This window comes from Micromonospora sp. WMMC241, from assembly GCF_027460165.1.
Classification (GTDB): Bacteria; Actinomycetota; Actinomycetes; order Mycobacteriales; family Micromonosporaceae; genus Micromonospora; species Micromonospora humi.
This window is the reverse complement of record NZ_JAPZBF010000001.1, coordinates 310,487-329,614: the sequence shown is the minus strand read 5'-3', so window position 1 is coordinate 329,614 and position 19,128 is coordinate 310,487. Positions and strand designations below refer to the sequence as shown.

General features: G+C 74.2%; 23 protein-coding genes. 6 read left to right on the top strand and 17 right to left on the bottom strand.

The genetic code is table 11. The features are described from left to right. Positions 1–25: 25 nt before the first annotated feature. Together O7598_RS01630 and O7598_RS01625 are read left to right on the top strand one after the other, a co-directional pair. Entirely contained in the window at positions 26–538 is a 513-nt protein-coding gene (locus O7598_RS01630; protein WP_269689693.1) for a hypothetical protein, read from the top strand. Between the two features lie 39 nt (positions 539–577). Next, positions 578–3,073, top strand: a complete 2,496-nt coding sequence (locus O7598_RS01625; protein WP_269689692.1) for an AAA family ATPase — start codon at positions 578–580, stop codon at positions 3,071–3,073. Positions 3,074–3,693: 620 nt separating this feature from the next. Here O7598_RS01625 and O7598_RS01615 read toward each other — a convergent pair. The 12 genes from O7598_RS01615 to O7598_RS01560 form a co-directional block, all read right to left on the bottom strand. Next, positions 3,694–4,047 carry a gas vesicle protein K gene (locus tag O7598_RS01615; RefSeq protein ID WP_269689690.1) on the bottom strand — a complete coding sequence of 118 codons (354 nt, stop codon included), beginning with the start codon at positions 4,045–4,047 and terminating at the stop codon, positions 3,694–3,696. Between the two features lie 43 nt (positions 4,048–4,090). Beyond that, positions 4,091–4,432 (bottom strand): gas vesicle protein, encoded by a 342-nt coding sequence (locus tag O7598_RS01610; RefSeq protein WP_269689689.1) that lies wholly within the window; start codon positions 4,430–4,432, stop codon positions 4,091–4,093. After that, positions 4,423–5,241 (bottom strand): GvpL/GvpF family gas vesicle protein, encoded by an 819-nt coding sequence (locus tag O7598_RS01605; protein ID WP_269689688.1) that lies wholly within the window; start codon positions 5,239–5,241, stop codon positions 4,423–4,425. The genes O7598_RS01610 and O7598_RS01605 overlap by 10 nt, the downstream gene beginning before the upstream one ends. Further along, positions 5,222–5,593 (bottom strand): gas vesicle protein, encoded by a 372-nt coding sequence (locus O7598_RS01600; protein WP_269689687.1) that lies wholly within the window; start codon positions 5,591–5,593, stop codon positions 5,222–5,224. Before O7598_RS01600 ends, O7598_RS01605 begins: the two co-directional genes overlap by 20 nt. A gap of 1 nt (position 5,594) precedes the next feature. After that, positions 5,595–5,900, bottom strand: a complete 306-nt coding sequence (locus O7598_RS01595; RefSeq protein ID WP_269689686.1) for a gas vesicle protein GvpO — start codon at positions 5,898–5,900, stop codon at positions 5,595–5,597. Continuing rightward, entirely contained in the window at positions 5,897–6,235 is a 339-nt protein-coding gene (locus O7598_RS01590; protein ID WP_269689685.1) for a gas vesicle protein GvpG, read from the bottom strand. Before O7598_RS01590 ends, O7598_RS01595 begins: the two co-directional genes overlap by 4 nt. Positions 6,236–6,237: 2 nt before the next feature. Continuing rightward, positions 6,238–6,993: a GvpL/GvpF family gas vesicle protein gene (locus O7598_RS01585; protein ID WP_269689684.1), complete on the bottom strand. Its 756-nt coding sequence runs from the start codon at positions 6,991–6,993 to the stop codon at positions 6,238–6,240. A gap of 1 nt (position 6,994) precedes the next feature. Further along, entirely contained in the window at positions 6,995–7,414 is a 420-nt protein-coding gene (gvpJ, locus tag O7598_RS01580; RefSeq protein ID WP_269689683.1) for a gas vesicle protein GvpJ, read from the bottom strand. Next, positions 7,411–8,571 (bottom strand): SRPBCC family protein, encoded by a 1,161-nt coding sequence (locus O7598_RS01575; RefSeq protein ID WP_269689682.1) that lies wholly within the window; start codon positions 8,569–8,571, stop codon positions 7,411–7,413. Before O7598_RS01575 ends, gvpJ begins: the two co-directional genes overlap by 4 nt. Before the next feature lie 2 nt (positions 8,572–8,573). Then, entirely contained in the window at positions 8,574–9,026 is a 453-nt protein-coding gene (locus tag O7598_RS01570; RefSeq protein ID WP_269689681.1) for a hypothetical protein, read from the bottom strand. A 258-nt stretch (positions 9,027–9,284) separates the two neighbouring features. Then, positions 9,285–9,794 (bottom strand): GNAT family N-acetyltransferase, encoded by a 510-nt coding sequence (locus tag O7598_RS01565; RefSeq protein ID WP_269689680.1) that lies wholly within the window; start codon positions 9,792–9,794, stop codon positions 9,285–9,287. 151 nt (positions 9,795–9,945) lie between these two features. Beyond that, on the bottom strand, positions 9,946–10,848 hold the full coding sequence (locus O7598_RS01560; RefSeq protein WP_269689679.1) for a hypothetical protein: 903 nt from the start codon (positions 10,846–10,848) through the stop codon (positions 9,946–9,948). 143 nt (positions 10,849–10,991) lie between these two features. Here O7598_RS01560 and O7598_RS01555 point away from each other — a divergent pair, with 143 nt between their 5' ends. After that, positions 10,992–11,204, top strand: coding sequence for a hypothetical protein (locus tag O7598_RS01555; RefSeq protein WP_091069881.1), 213 nt, complete (start codon positions 10,992–10,994; stop codon positions 11,202–11,204). Between the two features lie 6 nt (positions 11,205–11,210). Here the strand turns inward: O7598_RS01555 and O7598_RS01550 are convergent, their stop codons facing one another. From O7598_RS01550 to O7598_RS01535, 4 genes are all read right to left on the bottom strand, one after another. After that, positions 11,211–11,639, bottom strand: a complete 429-nt coding sequence (locus O7598_RS01550; protein ID WP_269689678.1) for a DUF3263 domain-containing protein — start codon at positions 11,637–11,639, stop codon at positions 11,211–11,213. Between the two features lie 135 nt (positions 11,640–11,774). After that, positions 11,775–12,788, bottom strand: coding sequence for an ABC transporter permease subunit (locus O7598_RS01545; RefSeq protein ID WP_269689677.1), 1,014 nt, complete (start codon positions 12,786–12,788; stop codon positions 11,775–11,777). Beyond that, a complete protein-coding gene (locus O7598_RS01540) occupies positions 12,785–13,786 on the bottom strand; it encodes an ATP-binding cassette domain-containing protein (RefSeq protein ID WP_269689676.1) in 1,002 nt (333 codons plus the stop codon). The genes O7598_RS01545 and O7598_RS01540 overlap by 4 nt, the downstream gene beginning before the upstream one ends. A 93-nt stretch (positions 13,787–13,879) precedes the next feature. Next, positions 13,880–14,665 carry a DeoR/GlpR family DNA-binding transcription regulator gene (locus O7598_RS01535; RefSeq protein WP_269689675.1) on the bottom strand — a complete coding sequence of 262 codons (786 nt, stop codon included), beginning with the start codon at positions 14,663–14,665 and terminating at the stop codon, positions 13,880–13,882. Positions 14,666–14,864: 199 nt separating this feature from the next. Here O7598_RS01535 and O7598_RS01530 point away from each other — a divergent pair, with 199 nt between their 5' ends. The 3 genes from O7598_RS01530 to nagA are packed head-to-tail and all read left to right on the top strand — an operon-like array spanning position 14,865 to position 17,829. Beyond that, complete coding sequence (locus O7598_RS01530; RefSeq protein WP_269689674.1) at positions 14,865–15,794, top strand: SIS domain-containing protein; 930 nt, start codon at positions 14,865–14,867, stop codon at positions 15,792–15,794. Beyond that, on the top strand, positions 15,791–16,723 hold the full coding sequence (locus tag O7598_RS01525; RefSeq protein ID WP_269689673.1) for an ROK family protein: 933 nt from the start codon (positions 15,791–15,793) through the stop codon (positions 16,721–16,723). Before O7598_RS01530 ends, O7598_RS01525 begins: the two co-directional genes overlap by 4 nt. After that, positions 16,720–17,829 carry an N-acetylglucosamine-6-phosphate deacetylase gene (gene nagA, locus O7598_RS01520; protein WP_269689672.1) on the top strand — a complete coding sequence of 370 codons (1,110 nt, stop codon included), beginning with the start codon at positions 16,720–16,722 and terminating at the stop codon, positions 17,827–17,829. Before O7598_RS01525 ends, nagA begins: the two co-directional genes overlap by 4 nt. Position 17,830: 1 nt before the next feature. Here the strand turns inward: nagA and O7598_RS01515 are convergent, their stop codons facing one another. After that, positions 17,831–19,093: a DUF4032 domain-containing protein gene (locus O7598_RS01515; RefSeq protein WP_442929782.1), complete on the bottom strand. Its 1,263-nt coding sequence runs from the start codon at positions 19,091–19,093 to the stop codon at positions 17,831–17,833. Between the last annotated feature and the right edge of the window lie 35 nt (positions 19,094–19,128).

Here is a 19,128-nt window from a genome sequence, read left to right as displayed (position 1 = left end):
CGTGATCTGCGAAGGGGTGGGCGCGATGAGAGGTGATCTGGACGAGACACTGGCCCGGCTGGCGCGGCGGGAGGAGGCGCAGCGCCGCCGGGTGCCGCTGCCGGACGAACCGGCCGGGGAGATCGACCGGGGGACGCCCGTCCCGGAACCGGTGGAGCCGGCGGAGCGCCGGGCCGGGCACGGCGCGTACCGGCTGCGGGGCGGCGTGGCGCTGCGGGGTGGCGAGACGCCGCCGCGCCGGGACCCGGTCGAGGAGGTCGCCGAGGCGGTGCGACGGGTGGTGGCCGAGCACCCCGGGCTCGCCGTGACGCTGCGGGTGGAGGTGGGCGAGCAGGCGTACCCGCTGCGGGTCTCCTGGGCGGGCCCGGCGGTGACGGTGGGTCCGGTGCCCGCGCCGACGCCACCACCGGCCTGGCCGATGTCGGTGAAGACGGTGGTCGCCCCCGGCAACGACCCGCTGGAGGCCGATCCGGCGGCCCGGCTCGCCGAGATGATCCGGCGCGACCCGTCGCTGCTGGAGGACCCGGGCCCACGCTGAGCCACGCGGTGGTCCGGACCCGGCGGCTACTGTCGGCGGGTGGCGGAACCCGACCTGACCCTGACCGCGAGCCTGCGGCCGGCCGCGCTGGACGCCCGCCGCGGCGTCGTGCGCCTGCACCCCGAGGTGCTGACCGCGCTGGCGCTGCGTCCGGGCGACCCGGTGCGGCTGACCGGCCGGCGGGTGACCGCGGGCATCGCGGCGGCCGCCGACCCGGGCACGAGCAGCCTCCTGCTCCACGCCGACGACCTGCTGCTCGGCAACCTCGGCCTGCGGGCCGGCGGCCAGGTCACGGTGAGCCCGCTGCCCTGCACCCCGGCGACCCGGGTCACGCTGACCGGCCCGGTGGCGGTGACCGCCGCGGTGCCCCCGGAGATGCTGCGGCTCGCGCTGCTGGGCAAGGTGGTCACCGCCGGCGACGACGTCTCGCTGCTGCCGCAGGACGTGCTCCCGGACGCCGCCGTGCGCGGCCTGGTCGAGGCCGCGCGGCGCAGCCTCGCCAGTTCCGTCGGGTACGCCTGGACCAGCACCCTGCTCGACGTCGTGGCGGCCGAGCCGGCCGGCGGCGCGCTGGTCACCATGGACACGGTGGTGGCCTGGGAGCACGGCGCCGAGACCCACGGCCCCGGCCCGTCGGGCACGGCCGGCGCGGCGTCCCCGGCGGGCGCAGCTTCCTCGAATGACGCGGCGTCATCGGGGGGCGCGACGTCCCCGAGCGGCGCGACGTCCCCGAGCGGCGCGACGTCCCCGAGCGGCGCGACGTCCCCGAGCGGCGCGACGTCCCCGAGCGGCGCGACGTCCCCGAGCGGCGCGACGTCCCCGAGCGGCGCGACGTCCCCGAGCGGCGCGACGTCCCCGAGCGGCGCGACGTTCCGGTCCGGGAGCGCGGACCCGGCCGGCGGCGCTGCCGCGTCGGAGTCGGTCGACGGCCGGCGCGACGCGGCGGAAGCCGGTGGCCTGCTCGGGCCGGAGGACGCACCCGACGTGGACGAGCTGCCGGGGCTGCGGGCGCAGGCCGAGGAGCTGACCGAACTGCTGGACCTGGGCTTCCACCACCGGGAGGTGCTGGGCCGGCTGGCCACCACGGTCTCGCTCGGTGTGCTGGTCGAGGGTCCGGCCGGCTCGGGCAAGTCGTCGCTGGTCCGGGCCGTCGCCGCCCGGGTGGGAGCGCCGATCCGCCCGATCTGGGCGCCGGAGCTGGCCGCGCTGGCCACCGACGCGGCGGCCCGGCGGCTGCGGGAGGCGGCCGCGGCGGTACGCGGCGACGGACCCGCCGTGCTGCTGGTCACCGACGTGGAGGCGCTCGCTCCGGCCGACGACCCGGGCCCGCTGGCCACCGTGTTCCGGCAGCTGGTCGACGAGGTCCTGCGCGCCGGTGCGGCGGTGGTCTGCACCACGGGGCGACCGGAGGCGGTGGACCCGGCGTTGCGCGCCCCGGACCTGCTGGCGCTGCGGATCACCGTCCCGCTGCCCGACCCGGCGCTGCGCCGGGAGCAGTTGACAGTGCTCACCCGGCAGGTGCCGCTGGCCGGCGACGTCCGGCTGGACGAGGTGGCGGCGCGTACCCCCGGTTTCGTCGCCGCGGACCTGGCCGCGCTGGTGCGGGAGGCCGGGGTGCGGGCGGCGCTGCGGCAGAAGACGGCGGAGACGCCGACCGTGGCGATGGCCGACTTCACCGCCGCGCGGGAAGTGGTCCGCGCGACCACGATGGCCGCCTCCACCCTGGAGCTGGCCTCGGTGACGCTCGACGACGTCGGCGGCCTGCACGAGGTGAAGCAGACCCTGACCGAGTCGGTGCTCTGGCCGCTGACCTATCCGGACACGTTCGCCCGGCTGGGCGTGACGCCACCGCGCGGTGTGCTGCTCTACGGCCCGCCCGGATGCGGCAAGACCTACCTGGTCACCGCGCTGGCCGGCTCCGGCCGGGCGAACGTGCTGTCGGTGAAGGGCGCCGAGCTGCTCTCCAAGTGGGTGGGTGAGAGCGAACGCGCGGTCCGCGAGCTGTTCCGACGGGCCCGCGAGGCGGCACCCACGCTGCTCTTCCTGGACGAGGTGGACGCGCTGGCGCCGGTACGCGGCCAGGCCACCGACGGGGGCACCACCGACCGGGTGGTCGCCGCGCTGCTCACCGAGCTGGACGGGGCGGAGGCGCTGCGCAACGTGGTGGTGGTCGGCGCGACGAACCGACCGGAGCTGGTGGACCCGGCGTTGCTGCGCCCCGGCCGGCTGGAACGCCCGGTCTACGTGCCGCCGCCGGACGGGCCGGCCCGCGCGGAGATCCTCCGGGCCGCGGCCCGGCACGTCCCGCTCGCGCCGGACGTCGACCTCGACGCGCTCGGCGCCGAGCTGGACGGCTTCTCCGCCGCCGACTGCACGGCGCTGGTCCGGGAGGCGGCCCTGGCCGCGATGCGCGAGTCCCTCAGCGCGAGCACCGTCACGGCGACGCACGTCGAGGCGGCCCGCGCCCGGGTCCGCCCGTCCCTGGACCCGGTCCAGCTGGCCCGCCTGGAGTCCTACGCGGACCGCCAGCGCTGAGCCCGGCGCCGGATCACCCACGAGTGGTCCAGCCGAGGAGGCGGTCGAAGAGGTCCTTCGGGCTGGGCATCCGATCGGGATTGAGTTTCAGCAGGTCGGCAGTGGCGTCGGAGAGACAACCCGCCATGTGGATCGAGAGAGCGACACGATCACACCGGTAGTCCATCAGCAACAGCAGGCGCCCCGGCTGGCACGGCCAAGGGGCCGCACACACTCGGCAGAGCCATAGCGGCCGCACGGCCCGTCGGCTGCGATCGGGTACGGGGACAGCGCTGTGTGGTCATCCCCCGATAGCGCTGTTGTCATCGGTCGTCAACAGCGGTCGCTGTCAGCGGCCGTCAGGCAATCGGCGGTACCTACCGTCAAGACGTGGTCGAGTTCGTGAGAAGTGGGTCAAGGAACGCCGCCCGGACCTGTCGCCCGACTGACCGCCGTCCGAGATCTTGGAAGGAATCGGCCCTCATAGGGGCCCTTCCGTACCAAGATCTCCCCCACTCCCGACATGCAGGACGGCCCACCCACCTTGCGGGAAGCCCTCGTCGATCATGAAGTTGACGGCAATGTGGATCTCCATTGGTGCCGTTAACTTCATGATCGACGCCGCCTGGGGCGGGCGGGGGTCAGTCGGTGGGGAGGAGGGGCCCCAGGGGGCCCAGGTCCAGGTTGAGGTCCTCGGGGGCCAGGCCGAAGTAGTCGCGGAGCTGGGTCATCTGCTCCTCCAGCGCCATCAGCGTGGCGCCGATCCGCTCGATCTGGTCGTCGGTGAGGTCGCCGAGGTCGACCCGGCGCAGCGCCTGCCGTTCCATGAGTTGGCGGAGCAGCTCGACGACGGTGAGCACCAGGCTGGCCAGTCCACGCTCGACCGAGTTCTCGTCGACCGCCAGCCGACGGTCCAGCGGCCGCACCCGGGGCGCCTGCCACTGCGGCTCGCCCAGCGCCGCCGCCAGCTCGGCCGCCTCGTCCCGGCCGGTCACGACGTGCCCACGACCGGTTGCGGGACTTCCACCGCGAGGCCGGTCACGGCAGCACCGCCGGATCGGCCGGGGCGAGCGGCCCGCCGACGGGAGCGGCCGGGGCGAGCGGGCCGCCGACGGGAGCGGCCGGGGCGAGCGGGCCGACCTCCGGACCCGGCAGGACGAGCGGGCCGGCCACCGATCCGGGTGGGACGAGCGCGCCGACGGACGCGACGAGCGCGCGCAGCGAGATCCGGACCAGGTCCACGTCCGCGACGGCCAACGTGATGTCCCCGGTGATCACCACGCCGGTGGCGAGGACCCGGTCGAGCAGGTCGACCAGCGCGACCTGCTGGTAGGCCGCCGGGTCGTCGGCGCTGCTCGGCGCCAGCGCCGTCACTCCCATGCCGGCTCCGCCCCCGGTTCGGCCACGAAGGAGTACGGCGGCCACGGCCCGGTCAGCTCGAACCGGAGTTCCGGATGCCGTTCGGCCAGCTCCCTCGCGAGCGTGGCGAACGCGTCCACCCGGGCGCGCTCCACCAGGTAGGCGCCGTTGAGCACCATGGCGGTGGCCGCGCCGGACAGCCGCCGGTCCTGCGGCGCGTGCCGCCGAGCGGCGACCGCGTGCCCGGCCAGCGCGGTGTGCACGGTGGCCGCCGCGTCGGCGGCGATCCGCTGCCCCTCCTCCCGCGCGGTGAGCTGGGCCCGGCGTCGCCGCAGGTACGCAGCGCCCGCCCCACCCCCACCGGCGGGTTCCTCGACGCGCGGGGTGGCGCCGGGCACCACGTACCCCTTGACGCCCCACTCCTCGCGGTCGGTGAGCCGGCCCAACGTGTCGGCCAGGGTGTCGTGCCGCTCGGCCAGCACCCGGGCCACCCGGTCGTCGTCGTGGTGGACGGTGGCGAGCCGGGCCGGCACCACGGCGACGGTGCGGGCTAGCGCGTCCACCACCGCGTGGTGCGCCCGGGCGGCCCGCTCCAGCCAACCCAGGTCCTCCAGGTTGCGGCGCAACGCCTCCTCGCCGTACTCGGTCAGCGGGACGTCGGCCACCACGGCGACCAGGCCGGCGCCCGCGACCGCGCGCACCGGGGCGCCGGCGATCCCGGCGATCCCGGCCAGCGACGCCGGGTCCACGTCGGCCACCACCGCGTGCAGCCAGACGCCGGTCCCGGTCGCCGGCGCCACCGGGACGGGCTCAGCGGTCGTACTGTTCATCCCGGTCCCTCCTCGCGGCCCGGGCGGCGACCCGCGGCCGGCGCGACGCCTCGACCTCCTCCGGGTCGCGCGGACCCGGCTCCACCGGCGGGCGGGCCCGGGAGCTGAGCCACGGGTCGTGTTCCCACCAGTCGATGCCGATCTGCCGTGCGGTGTCCACCGAGGCGATGACGAGCCGCAGCTTCAGTGTCAGCAGTTCGATGTCGAGCAGGCTGACCCGGATGTCACCGGCGATGACGATGCCCCGGTCAAGGACCCGTTCCAGGATGTCGCCGAGGTTCGCCGGCTCGTTGCCGGCCGGCAGCACCTGGCCCGAGTTCTGCACCACGGGTGGCGTGGACGCTTGGCTCATGTCAGCCCCCGTCGCCCTTGCCGCGTTGGTAGCGGCGGGTCCGCCGGTAGCCGAGCAGGCTGCCGGTCATGTCCAGCTCGACCTCGTAGAGACCGAGCAGGTCGGTCGAGGCCGGGATGCGGTGGTCCTCGACCACCTCCACCCCGACCAGCCAGCCGTCGTCGGTGGGCTGGATCGAGGTGATGCCGAGCGCGTCCCTGCCGGTCAGCGCCACCACTTGACGCTGCCCCTCGCGGGCCGCCTCGGCCGCGCTGATCTCGTCCTCGTGATACCGCTCGCGGTCGTCCCGGGTCCGCGCGGATGTCATCGTCGCCCCCCTCGTGGCCGGCGCGGCTCGCCGCGGCGGTCGGTGGTCGCCCGCCGCGCGGCCGCCGGCCGCCGCGCCGCCCCGTTCCGTTCCGACGGGGTACGGCCGGCGGCCGGCCCGGTCAACCGTTCCAGGACCTGCTGCTGCCCGCGGTCCCGCTCCTCCGGCGTGATCTCCCCGGCAGCGGCGGCCCGGTCCAGTTCCTCCAGCTCCCGCCGGATGTTGACCGGGCTGTGCTGCTGCGACTCCGCCTCCCGAGCGACCACCTTGACGATCGCGGTCAGCCCGCGCACCGGCGCGTACGGCAGGGTCAGCAGCGTCCAGAGGATGTCCATGCTCACTCCACCAGTTGGTGCGCGCTGACGAAGTCGTACGGCGCCAGCGGCCCGATCAGGCGCATCCGGATCAGCTCCCGCCGCTGCTCGGCGAAGTCCTCCACCGCCCCGATGAACTCGTCCTCGTCCTCCTCCGCGACCAGGAACGCGACGTGCACGGCGTCCATCTCGTGGCTCGGGGCGCGGGCCGCGTCCGCCACCGCGTACCGGCCCACCGCGTCGATCAGCTCGCGGTTCTCGGACTCCCGGCGCAGTTCCACCGACTGGCTGATCATCTCGCCGAGCCGGATCCGCTGCTCCCGGCTCTGCCCCTCCGGCCGGCCGCGCACCTGCTCGGCGAGCGCGGCGGCGTCCCGGCTGGCGGCGAGCAGCTCGCCGATGAACTCCTGCTCGTCGAAGCGGCCGCGCACGGTGTACTGCACCCGGCCCTCGAACTCATCCAGGGCGGCGGCGAACCGGTCCTGGTGCGCGTCGAGCAGGTCGGCGACCGCGTCCTCGCCGGTCACCACCGTGCCGAACCGCACGGGCAGGACCGGCGCGACCTCCGCCGTGCCGTCCAGCAGCCGCTCGTACGCGGTCAGGTCGGCCGGCCGGCCCAGCGGCTCCTCCAACACCACCTCGCTGACCAGCGCGGCCAGCTCGCCGTGCCGGACCGCGCTCACCTCCCCCGGTGGGGAGCCGACCCCCTCCGCGTCGGGGGTCGGCTCCACGTCGGACGGCACGATGCCGTAGATGAACAGCCCGCTGTCCTGGGCCATCTCAGTCCTCCCCGTCCCGCCGGCGTGACCGCTCACGCCTGGCGCCACGGTCGCGCACCGAGTCCGCCACCGCGCCACTGATCTCCTGCGCCGCCTTGCCCAGTCCGGCCACCGCCGTGCCCTTGGCGGCCGCGCCCGCGGCGCCGTCGATCAGGTCGGGCAGCGTCTTCTGGTCCTTCGGCACGATGCTCATCCGGTCGACCGCCTCGGCGTACCGCAGGTACGTCTCGATGCTGGAGATCACCACCCGGGCGTTGATCTCCAGGAGCTGGATGCCGACCACCGCGATCGACACCTGGGCGTCGATCACCACGCCCTTGTCCAGCACGGTCTCCACCACGTCCGCGAGCGCGCCGCCCCCACCGCCGCCGGCGGTGCGTTCCAACGCGCCGCCCGGCTGGCCGGCCGTCGCCACGCTCACTCGTCACGCTCCTCACGGCGACGCCGGACCACCGGCCGACGGGGCGCCTCGGGTGCGCGGCGGGCCCGCTCCTCGCGGGGCGCCCGCTCCTCGCGCTGCGGGCGGCGGGCCCGCTCGGGCTGCCGGCGACGCGGCGGCTGCTCCTCCTCCGCCGGCTCCTCGTCGTACTCGTCGTCGTCGAAGTCGTCGCCGGAGTCGTAGTCGTCGTACTCCTGCTCCTCCTCGGTCGGCCGGCGGCGCTGCGGCGGACGGCCGCGACCGCGCTCGGCGGGTCGACGCTCCTCCGCCGGCTCCTCGTCGTGGCCCGGCTCCTGCCCGCTGCCCTCCTGCTCCTCGCGGAGCGCGGTCTCGTGGTCCTTGACCACTTCGGAGTCCCGGATCTCGCCCCGCCAGCCCTCGACCGAGTCCGGGTCGAGCACGGTCTCGGTCATCACGTGCCGGACGAAGTGCTTCAGCTCCAGCCGGACCCGGCGGCCCTGTGCCCGCCAGAGGTTGCCGGTGTGCTCGAAGAGGCCCTGCGGGTGGTACTCCAGCACGACCAGGATGCGGGTCAGCTCCGGGCCGACCTCGTGGAAGCTGACCGTGCCGTCGACCGAACCCTTGTCGCCCTTGGACCGCCAGTGGATGAGCCGGTCCGGGATCTGCCGGACGATCGTCGACTCCCAGGTGCGGTGCGACCAGAGGACCTGGGCCTTCCAGGTCATCTTCTCGTCCTCGTCGTTGTCGGCCTGCTCGACCTTCTTCATGAAGCTCGGGAAGTCGCCGAAGGTGGTCCACTGGTTGTAGGCCACCCGGACCGGCACGCCGACCTCGATGGTCTCGACGATGTTGGTGACCTTGAGCTTCTTGCCGCCGCCCTTGCCACCCTTGCCGCCGCCGAACGCCGACATCAGCTTCTCCTTACCGCCGGCCAGGCCGGCATGGAACATGGCCTTCAGCGGGGAGTGGCCGTCGGCGAGCTTCTGCGCGCCGGTGGCCGCGGCGACCAGGCCGGGGCCGCCACCCTGCTTCGCGTACTCGCTGAGCCGCCCGGTGGCGCCGGTGACCCGCTCGGTCACCACCTGCACGGCGCGTTCGCCGATCGCGGTGGCGAGGTTGCGCAGTTCGCCGCCGAGCTGGTCGCGCGCCCGGTCGGTGAGGCTGTTGGTCGTGGGCATGGTCACCGCCCCCGACGTCGACGCACGGGGGCCGGCTGCTCGGCGCGGTCCTCGTCGTCGGTCTCGTCGTAGTCGGCGTCGGGCTGGTCGTCGAGTTCCTGCTCCTCGTCCGGAGCGGACCGCTGCCCGTCCTCAGCCGGCGCGCCGGAGCGGCGGCGCAACGCGTCCGCGCCGCCGCGCAGCCGGCCGCTGACCGCGTCGATACCGCTGCCGGCGGCGGCGGTCGCCGCGGCCCGGCCGGCGGTGACCAGCGGCGCGCCGAGCTTGCTCAGGTTGCCCAGTTGGGGGTTCGACCCGAGCAGGCCGGTGGCCATCTGCTTCAGGCCGCCGGGGTTCTGGCTGGCCCGCCCGGCGGCCACGGCGGCGGCCAGGGTGAGTGCGGTCCGCAGCTTCCGGCGGCGGCCGAGGACATATCCGAAACCGACCGCCAGTGCGATCCGAGCTCCGCTCTTCATGAGTTCTCCTTCGCTCCCCGGCGGAAGGGACACCTGATGGGTGGAGCAGGCCCGGACGACAACTGCCGGGGATCAGCGAAAAAGGGCCTGCGGACCGGTGTCCCGCATCAGCGGACCTGGCCGGCAGTACCCGTCACAGAATGGGTGAAACATTTGCTCAGCGGAGTTGGATACGCGTCGCAGCGAGGTGAAAACCTCGCATCTACACCTCAACGAGCAGGGAGAACGCGGGGAAGTTGCCGAACGGCAAGCGATGACTCAGTGGGTGGGGAGGGCCGAATCCAGGCACATTCTGGCGTACGTCTTTCCGCCTTCTTCGCGCAATTCAGCGCCACATTTGCGGAGCACCGAAATGGCACCGGCATTGTCCGGCGTGGTGTCGGCCACGACCGTGTGCATCCCGGCCGCCGCAGCGGCGTGCAGCAGTTCCCGCAGCGCGGCGGCACCCAGGCCACGACCCCGCGCGGACCGGCCGAGCCACATCCCGGTCTCCACCGTCCCCGGCTCGTCGCGGCGGGCCATCCGCACCATGCCGACCACCTCGCCGCCGGAGACGATCGCGTACATCAGGGTGCCGGTCGGGCCGTCCAGCCCGCCGAAGCTGGCCCGGTGGAACTCGCGGAACGCGTCCCGGCGGGCCAGCGACCAACCGGCCGGAGCGTCCACCGGAGGCATGACATCCTCCGGTTCCGCCTCCGCCGCCGCTACGGAGAGCAACGGCTCCAGGTTGCGCTCGTCCACCGGCTCCAGCTTCACCGCACCAGTCACGAGCCGGAGTCTGCCGGCCGGTGCAGCGCCCGTCCACCCCTTTGCCGACTCATTGCCGGTACGGCGGAACGGGGCGGCCGGTCGTACCCCCGGGGTGTTCCGCCTCACGCTGCGTTGTCATCCGACCGGTCCGTTCCGGGCGTGAGGGTGCTCACGCCGGGGGCCCGAACTCACAGAGCGCCACCGAAGCGTCGTCGGTGCGCTTGCGCCGGCGCAGCCGGTCGGAGTAGTCCCGCTCGGCCGCCCTGACCCGGTCGATCAGACCCTCCGGGCCCTCCACGGCCACCACCTCCAGCAGCCCGGCCCAGTCGAAGAGACCGAACTGCTCCACCGCGCAGGACGCGCCGTCGCTGAGCAGCACCGCCCGACGCAGGGCCCTCGGCCCGCGCAGCGGCACCGACCCGGTCACTGCGTGGTACGCCGCGTCCGGGTCGGCGGCCGCCGCCCAGTAGCCGTGCGTGCGGTTCATCCGGGTCCGCTGCACGGTCACGGCCCGCCGGAACCGGGTCGACGGGTCGGCCTCGCCGTCGGGCAGCGCGGCGGCGGTGCGGCGCAGGTCGGCGAGCGCGGTCTCCAACCGGTCGTCGGAGACCACCTCGATTCCGTCGCCGGTGTCCAGCACCAGCGGACTGTCGCAGAGCACCAGGTGGTCGACCCGGTCACCGCCCTCGCGCAACAGGCAGACGGTGGACGACGGGGTGCCCGGGTGGTCGAGGTCGCAGGCGCCGCCGTGGTCCGCCCGCACCGCCAGGATCGCCGCCGCCAGGCTGCTCATCAGCGTGGCGGCCGGGCGCGCGGCGACCGCCAGGGCGATCCGGGCGGCCAGGTGCCGCACGTACCAGGCCGGGCCGTGCACGCAGCCGGTGTCGAAGCCCTCCGGCACGGTGGCCCCGTCCAGGATGCCGACGAGCGGGCCGAACCGGAACACCAGGTCCTCGTTCTCCAGCCGACCCGGTGCCGGGTCGGAGGCGGTACGGACGCGCATCATCGGCGCCGCACCGACCGGTCGGGTCGTCGCGCTGCCGGTCGCGTACCGGCGGTCCGGTGCCCCCATCGATCCGCTCCCTCCGTCGCCGCCCGCCGCCTTACCCGGAGGGAGCGCGGCCATGCCGCGCATCCGGTCAACTCCACGTCACCATCCTGGCGCAGCCGGTAGCGTCGGTCTCGACCTGCTCGGACCGTGACAGGGGGATCACCATGTTGGAGCGACTGCACGAGTCGGGAATCCGCGCGGAACACGCCTACCTGGCCGGGTTCGTCAGCATCGGGCTCTCGTTCACCAGTTGGTTTCTCTCCAAGAGCCTGGAACGCGCCGGCGTGGACCGGGCCGACCGCTGGGGCATCTTCATCGGCGAGTGGGCGCCGACCTTCTTCGCCATCGGCAACGGGCTGCGTTCGTACGAGAAGTGAGGCCGGTCAGCGTCGCCGGTTGCGGGCCCGCGACGAGCGGAGCCGGCGCAGCCGGCCGATCAGCAGCGGCTCGGCGGCCAGCGCGGCCGGGTGGTCCAGCAACGCGTTGAGCATCTGGTAGTACCGCGTCGCGGAGAGGCCGAACGTGTCCCGGATGGCCTGCTCCTTGGCACCGGCGTGCTTCCACCACTGCGACTCGAAGTCGAGGATCCGCCGCTCCCGCTCGGTCAGCCCGCCTGCCGGTTCTGCCGGGACGGCGTCCGGTACGGCCTCGTCGACGGCCGACGGCTCGGCGGGCGACGTGGGGTCGACCGGCGGGGTGGACTCGACGGGCGGCGCGGGGCGGGGCGGGGGCACGGAGACACCGGCGCCGCGCGTACCCCTGGTCGTGGCCGACTCGTCGACGGCGGCCCGGTCGGTGGCGTCGGCGGACATGGCGCTCCTCTCCGACGGCGAATGACCGGCGCGGAGACGCGCCGGCCGGGGAACCCCAGCGTAACCAGGGCCGCCACCGGCCGCACCGGACGCGTGGTCCGCGCCGCCGGCGTCGGCCGGCGGCGCGGACCTCGGTCAGGCGATGTCCCGCCGGCGCATCGTCCAGAACGCGGCGACCAGGGCCGCCACCGCGCCGAGGCCGAACACCACTGCCGACTGCTCCCAGGTGACCACGTACTTGGCCGGCTCGCAGGCGCCCTTGGCGAACTGGCAGGTGTCGTAGTCGAACAGCTCCGCCTGCTTCATGAACCACGACTGGGCGTACGTGGAGAGCACGTAGCGTTCGCCGAACGGCACCGACAGCACGCCGACCGCGATCCGGATGCCGATCTCGCTGATCGCGAACAGCGCCACCGCCGCACCGAGCGCCATCGCGGTGTGCCGGCCCAGCGAGGCGAGCGCGTAGGCGACCGCGCCGACGACCAGGATCAGCGCCACCGCACGCAGCCCGTCCAGCCCGATCGAGCGCCACGCCCCGGCGGTCATCTTCGCGGTGGTGCCACGGGACGTGCCGATCAGCCAGAACGCCGCCGTCCACAACGCGCCCAGCACCACGCTCAGCCCGAGCACGGTGGTGAGCAGCGCGGCCAGTTTGGTGCCCAGCACCGCCAGCCGCTTCGGCCGCCAGAGCAGCAGGTTCATCATCCCGCCGGTGTTCCACTCGGCGCCCACGAAGGACGCGCCGACGATGAACGCGAAGAGCGCCACCGCGCCGGCGAACACGGCGATGAACATGGGGAACTCGGCTCGGAAGTCGAACTGGTAGGGCAGGTTCCACTTCGGGTCGAACATCTCCGGCTGCGGCTGGTAGTCCTTGCCGCAGTTCGGGCCGTACCGTTCCTCGGTCTGCTCGCCCTTGGCCTGGGCGGCCTCGCACTCGGTGACCGTGCGCTGCCACTCCTGGACCGACCGCTTGTACTGGGCGTCGGACTCGGCCTGCGCGGCGGCCACGACCTCGGGTGAGAGCTTGTGGCTGGAGAAGCTGAAGGCGGTGGCCACGGTGGCGAGCCCGAGCACCAGCAGGACCAGCATGAGCCGGGTGAGCCGGCGCTTGGTGAGCCGCCGCAGCTCGGTGACGAACAGGCTCATGCGCCCCAACCTCCTGCGGTGCCGGTCTGGTCGACCTTGGCGGACTGATCGACCTGACGGTTCTGGCCGGGGACCGGCGCGGTGGCGGTCAGTTCGAGGAACACGCTCTCCAGGTCGACCGCGACCGGGGTGAGTTCGCTGACGTAGAGGCCCTGCTCGGCGAGCATCCGGCTGACCACGGCCGGCTTGTCGACGCCGGCCAGCATCAGGTGGTCGGGCTCGGTTGCGGCGACGCGGATCCCGGAGCGGGTCAGCGTCTCCGCCGCCTGGGGCAGGTCGGTGGCCGCCTCCAGGCGGACCCGGACGCTGCCCTGGGAGTGCGCCGCGAGCACCTGGTCGACCGGTCCGAACGCGACCCGGCGGCCGAGCGAGATGATGGTGACCGAGTCGCAGATGAGCTGGATCTCGCCGAGGATGTGGCTGGAGAGCACCACTGTCATCCCGGATTCGGCCAGCTCGCGCATGAGCCGGCGCATCTCCCGGATGCCGCCCGGGTCGAGGCCGTTGGCCGGCTCGTCCAGGATCAGCAGCTTCGGCTCCTTGAGCAGCGCGGACGCGACCGCGAGCCGCTGCTTCATGCCCAGCGAGTAGGTCTTCACCCGCTCCCCCGCCCGGTCCCGCAGCCCGACCTGCTCCAGCACCTCGTCGACCCGTCGTCGCGGCAGCTCGCCGGCCTGGGCGAGCAGGCCGAGGGTGTCCCGCGCGGTGAAGTGCGGGAAGAACTGTGGGCTCTCCACGATGGCGCCGACCTGACCGGCGACCGCCGGCAGCGCCCGCGGCAGCTCCTGCCCGAGGATGGCCATCCGGCCGCCGTTGGGCCGGATCAGCCCGAGCAGCGTACGCAGCGTGGTGGTCTTGCCGGATCCGTTGGGGCCGAGGAAGCCGTGCACCTGGCCGGCCTCGACCCGCATGTCGAAGCCGTCGAGCGCGTGGCGGACCCCGCGTTTCCGGCTCCGGTACGTCTTACGGAGACCTTCGATCTCCAGGACAGCCGACACAGCTGACCTCCCCCGATGAGTTAGGTGACAGCGACACCATACGCGGTATGCACGGGAAGGCAATACCGGGTATGCAGTATCGGCGTGTTCCGCTCAGGCGCAGACGACGTGCACGCCGGCGTCCCGGAACGCCTGCACCACCGCGGGCGCGGCCCCCGAGTCCGTCACCAGCGTCTCGATCCGGTCGACCGGGCAGATCCGGGCGAAGGCGTGACCGCCCAGCTTGGACGAGTCGGCGATGACCACGACCCGCTTCGCCCGCGCCACCATCAGGCTGTTCATGGCCGCCTCACCCTCGTGGTGCGCGGCGGCGCCGAGCTGCGGGTCTATCGCGTCCACGCCGAGCAGCGCCACGTCGAGCGTGACCTCACGCAGCAACGCCCCGCCCAGCGGCCCGACCAGCTCGAACGACTTCGGCCGGACCACGCCGCCGGCCACCACCACCTTCATCCGCGAGCGCACCAGCAGCTCGTTGGCGATGTTCAGCGCGTTGGTGACCACGGTGAGCTGGGCACCCTCGGCGCTGGTGTTCAGATCCGGGCGGACCGCCAGGGCTCGGGCCACCTCGGTGCTGGTGGTGCCGCCGTTCAGGCCGACCACGGTGCCCGGGGAGACCAGCGCGGCGGCGGCCGCGCCGATCCGCTGCTTCTCAGCCGAGTGCTTGGCGGTCTTGTAGCGCAGCGGCAGGTCGTAGGAGACGCCGTTGGCGACCGCGCCACCCCGGGTCCGCGTGATCATCTGCTGCTGGGCGAGCTGGTCGAAGTCCCGCCGGATGGTGGCCTGGGAGACCTCGAGCCGCTCGGCCGCCTCCTCGACGCTGACCCGGCCGCTGTCGGTCAGCATCTCGAGCAGCGCGTTCCAACGCGCGTAGCGGTCCACCGCGGGGGCCTCCCCTGACTGTGCACGTACGGTGATTGATTGCGTGCACAGTAGTGCGCGAAACTAGGTCTGCGCAAAACCCTGCTCTGCGCGAACCGGGAGATGGTTGCCACGCCCACCCCACTTCGCGCAGAATGACGCGCGAAAGAAGGCCCTATCGCGCCGTATTGCGCAAGGTCTCCCCTGGCGAGGAGTTGTCATGGCGTACGTGCACGCGGAGATCGCGAGCCAGCCCGACTGCTGGCGTGAGGCGGCCCGGCTCGCGCCGACCGTCGCCGAGCATCTGCCGCGCCCCGGCGAGCGGGTCGCCGTCGTCGGGTGCGGCACGTCGTGGTTCATGGCGGCGGCGTACGCCGGGCTCCGCGAGGGCGCCGGCCAGGGCGAGACCGACGCCTTCCAGGCCAGCGAGTTCCCCACCGGCCGCCACTACGACCGCCTCATCGCGATCACCCGCTCCGGCACCACCACCGAAGTGCTCGACCTGCTCGCCGCGCTACGCGGGCGGATCCCCACCACGGTCCTGGTCGGCGACCCGGGCTCGCCCGCCGTCGCGCTGGCCGACGCCGCCGTCGCGCTGCCCTTCGCCGACGAGCGCTCGGTCGTGCAGACCCGCTTCGCCACCACCGCGCTCGCGCTGCTCCGCGCCCACCTCGGCGAGGACCTCGGCCGGCTGGCCGCCGACGCGGAGGTGGCCGTCCGGGCGCCGCTGCCGATCGACCCGGCCCGCATCGAGCAGGTCACGTTCCTCGGCCGCGGCTGGACGGTCGGGCTGGCCCAGGAGGCCGCGCTGAAGTGCCGCGAGGCCGCCACGTTCTGGGCCGAGGCGTACCCGGCCATGGACTACCGGCACGGCCCCATCTCGATCGCCGCGCCGGGCCGGCTGGTCTGGGCGTTCGGCGGCATCCCGGACGGGCTGGCGGAGGACGTGGCGGCCACCGGCGCGGCTTTCGCGCACAGCCGCACGCACGGCTGCCGCACGGTGCTGACCAGTTGGGCGGCCGGGCGCACCCCGGTCGACCCGATGGCCGACCTGATCCTCGCCCAGCGGTTCGCCGTCGCGCTGGCCACCAGCCGCGGCCTCGACCCCGACGCGCCCCGGCACCTCACCCGGTCCGTGGTCCTGGCGTGACGGACCGCGACGAGGTCGTCGTCGCGCTGGACGTGGGCGGCACCGGGATGAAGTGCGCCCTGGTCCGCCCGGACGGCACGACCGTGCACACCGAACGGCACGCCACCGATGCGCAACGCGGGCCGGACGCCGTGGTCGAGACGATCCTGGACGTGGCCGACGGACTGGCCGGCAGGGCGCGCGCCGCCGGCCGCACGCCGGTCGCCTGCGGCGTCGCCGTGCCCGGGGTGGTCGACGAGACGCGCGGGGTGGCGGTCTGGTCGGCGAACGTGGGCTTCCGGGACGTACCCCTGCGCGATCTGGCGACCACGCGCCTGGGCCTGCCCGCGGCGCTCGGCCACGACGTGCGGGTGGGCGGCCTGGCCGAGGCCCGGCTCGGCGCCGGCCGGGACGCCGGCCACGTGCTCTTCGTCGCGATCGGCACCGGCATCGCCGCCGCGCACGTGGTCGACGGCTCGGCCGCCACCGGCGCGCACGGCGCCGCCGGGGAGATCGGCCACATCCTGGTACGCCCCGGCGGTCCGCGCTGCGGCTGCGGCCGCGACGGATGCCTGGAGGCGGTCGCCTCGGCCGCGGCGATCGGCCGCCGGTACACGGAGCTGGCCGGCGCGCCGGCCACCGCCGCCGAGGTCGCCGACCGGGCGGCGGCCGGCGAGCAGCTCGCCGGCGACGTCTGGCGGGAGGCGGTCGAGGCGCTCGCCGACGGTCTCGCCACCGGGCAGGCGCTGTTCGATGTGGCGACCGTGGTGATCGGCGGCGGACTGGCCCAGGCCGGCCCCCGGCTGTTCGACCCGTTGCGGGAGGCGTTGCGCGAGCGGCTGACCTTCCACCGCGAGCCGCGCCTGGTCGCGGCCGCCCTCGGCGACGAGGCCGGCTGCCTCGGCGCCGCCCTGCTGGCCCTGGACACCCTGGCGAAGGAGAGTCGATGACCCGGCGCGTGACCGGCAAGGTGGTGGCCCCGACCGGTGTCATCCGGCAGGGCTGCGTGGAGATCCGGGACGACCGGATCAGTGCGGTCGCCGACTACCCGTCGGTACGGGACGGCCACTGGATCGTGCCCGGCTTCGTGGACATGCACACCCACGGCGGCGGCGGGCACACGTTCACCACCGGCGACCCGGAGTCCGCCCGACGGGCCGCCGAGTTCCACCTCGGCCACGGCACCACCACGCTGCTGGCCAGCCTGGTCAGCTCGCCGTTCGCGCTGATGCGTGACGCCACCGCCGCGTTCCGCCCGCTGGTCGAGTCGGGCGTGCTCGCCGGCCTGCACTTCGAGGGCCCCTACCTGTCCGCCGACCGCTGCGGCGCGCAGAACCCGGAGTTCCTGCGCGACCCGTCCGTCGACGAGCTGACCGAGCTGATCGAGCTGGGCGGCGGCGCGGTGCGGATGGTCACGCTCGCCCCCGAGCGGGCCGGCGCGACCGCGGCGATCGAGCTGCTGGTGGCGCGGGGCGTGGTGGCGGCCATCGGGCACACGGACGCCACCTGGGCGCAGACCCGCGCGGCGGTGGCCGCCGGCGCCAGCGTCGGCACCCACCTGTTCAACGGCATGCGCCCGGTGCACCACCGCGAGCCCGGGCCGGTGGTGGCGCTGCTGGAGGCCCCGAACGTGGTCTGCGAGCTGGTCGCCGACGGCGTACACCTGCACGACGGCATGCTCGGCTTCGCCACCTCGGTGGCCGGCCCGGAGCGGGCCGCGCTGATCACCGACGCGATGGCCGCCGCCGGCATGCCCGACGGCGACTACGAGCTGGGCGGCCAGGCGGTCACCGTGGCCGACGGCGTGGCCCGGCTCAGCGCCGGCGGCGCGATCGCCGGCAGCACGCTCACCATGGACGCGGCCCTGCGACACGCGGTCGGTGCGGGCGTGGCGATGCCGGACGCCGTCCGGATGGTCGCCACCACCCCGGCCCGCGCCCTCGGCCTGGGCGACCGGGTGGGCGCGCTGCGGGCCGGCCTGCGCGCCGACCTGGTGGTGCTGGACGACGACCTGAACGTGGTCCGGGTGATGCGCGCCGGCGACTGGGTGGAGTGAGTCAGGCGGTGGGCACCTCGACGCCCAGCACGGCCTGCTCGTCCGGGCGGTGCACCAGCACGTCGGCCAGGTAGGAGTGCACGGCCCGGCGCATCCCGACGTCGCGGCCGGCCTGCTCGGAGAGCAGCCACTTGTGCTCGATGATCTGGGCGAACAGCTCCTGCGGCTCCAGCTTGCGGCGCAGGTGGGCGGGGACCGCCCGGACCACCGGCTCGAACACCTCGGTGAGCCAGCGGTGCGCCGCCTGCTGCTCGTCGGTCAGGTCGCTCTCCACCCGGTAGGCGTCCAGGTCGTTGAGGAGCTTGCGGGCCTGGTTCTCCTCGGCGTCCAGGCCGGTCAGCCGCAGCAGCCGCCGGGTGTGGTAGCCGGCGTCGACCACCTTGGGTCGCACCAGGTAACGCCCGTTGTCGACGGTCGACAGGGCCACCTCGGCCACGTCGAAGCCCAACTCGTTGAGGCGGCGGATGCGTCCCTCGATGTCGTGCCGGGCGGCGCGCTCGACCTGCTGCTCGTAGGTGATCTCGTGCCAGAGCCGCTCGTAGCGCCGCACCACCTCCTCGCAGACCACCTCCGGGTCGATCGACTCGTGCAGCAGGCCGGCGGCCTGCAGGTCGAGCGCCTCACCGAAGATGTTCACCCGGGCGATCTCCAGATCCTCCCCGCGCTGGCCGTTGGAGAGCGACGGGTGCAGCGCCCCGGTCTCGGCGTCCACCAGGTAGGCGGCGAACGCGCCCGCGTCCCGCCGGAACAGGGTGTTCGACAGCGAGCAGTCGCCCCAGAAGAAGCCGGTCAGATGCATCCGCACGATCAGCGCGGCCAGCGCGTCCAGCAGCCGGTTCATCGTCTCCGGGCGCAACGTGTTGGAGAACAGCGCGCGGTAGGGCAGCGAGAACTGGAGGTGCCGGGTGATCAGCACCGGGTCGAGCGGCTCACCGTCGTCGGTCTGCCGGTCGGCCACGATCGCGATCGCCTCGACCGACGGGAAGTCGATCCGTTCCAGCGCCCGCAGCAGGTCGTACTCGCGCTCGGCGACCCGCTCGCCGGTCTCCTTCACCGCGTAGACGAAGCCGCCGAGCCGGACGAAGCGCACGACGTGCCGGGAGATGCCCTGCGGCAGCGCCACCAGGTGCTCGGCAGGCCACTGCTCCAGCGGGGTCGACCAGGGGAGGTCGAGCAGCGCCGGGTCGACGAGGGCCGAGGTGATCCGCACGGCAACCAGTGTGACCGCTGGCTCCCCGGAGCGCTTCCCTTCGTGGTTCGGCACACAGGCCGCCGAGGCCCGCGGGGGCCGGGCCGCCG

Excerpts from the sequence above, each read along its gene's own strand:
- O7598_RS01630 (WP_269689693.1), top strand. The coding sequence starts at position 26 with ATGAGAGGTGATCTGGACGAGACACTGGCCCGGCTGGCGCGGCGGGAG.
- O7598_RS01610 (WP_269689689.1), bottom strand. The coding sequence starts at position 4,432 with ATGGGAGTGACGGCGCTGGCGCCGAGCAGCGCCGACGACCCGGCGGCC.
- O7598_RS01605 (WP_269689688.1), bottom strand. The coding sequence starts at position 5,241 with ATGAACAGTACGACCGCTGAGCCCGTCCCGGTGGCGCCGGCGACCGGG.
- O7598_RS01600 (WP_269689687.1), bottom strand. The coding sequence starts at position 5,593 with ATGAGCCAAGCGTCCACGCCACCCGTGGTGCAGAACTCGGGCCAGGTG.
- O7598_RS01595 (WP_269689686.1), bottom strand. The coding sequence starts at position 5,900 with ATGACATCCGCGCGGACCCGGGACGACCGCGAGCGGTATCACGAGGAC.
- O7598_RS01590 (WP_269689685.1), bottom strand. The coding sequence starts at position 6,235 with ATGGACATCCTCTGGACGCTGCTGACCCTGCCGTACGCGCCGGTGCGC.
- O7598_RS01585 (WP_269689684.1), bottom strand. The coding sequence starts at position 6,993 with ATGGCCCAGGACAGCGGGCTGTTCATCTACGGCATCGTGCCGTCCGAC.
- O7598_RS01575 (WP_269689682.1), bottom strand. The coding sequence starts at position 8,571 with ATGCCCACGACCAACAGCCTCACCGACCGGGCGCGCGACCAGCTCGGC.
- O7598_RS01570 (WP_269689681.1), bottom strand. The coding sequence starts at position 9,026 with ATGAAGAGCGGAGCTCGGATCGCACTGGCGGTCGGTTTCGGATATGTC.
- O7598_RS01560 (WP_269689679.1), bottom strand. The coding sequence starts at position 10,848 with ATGGGGGCACCGGACCGCCGGTACGCGACCGGCAGCGCGACGACCCGA.
- O7598_RS01555 (WP_091069881.1), top strand. The coding sequence starts at position 10,992 with ATGTTGGAGCGACTGCACGAGTCGGGAATCCGCGCGGAACACGCCTAC.
- O7598_RS01550 (WP_269689678.1), bottom strand. The coding sequence starts at position 11,639 with ATGTCCGCCGACGCCACCGACCGGGCCGCCGTCGACGAGTCGGCCACG.
- O7598_RS01545 (WP_269689677.1), bottom strand. The coding sequence starts at position 12,788 with ATGAGCCTGTTCGTCACCGAGCTGCGGCGGCTCACCAAGCGCCGGCTC.
- O7598_RS01530 (WP_269689674.1), top strand. The coding sequence starts at position 14,865 with ATGGCGTACGTGCACGCGGAGATCGCGAGCCAGCCCGACTGCTGGCGT.
- nagA (WP_269689672.1), top strand. The coding sequence starts at position 16,720 with ATGACCCGGCGCGTGACCGGCAAGGTGGTGGCCCCGACCGGTGTCATC.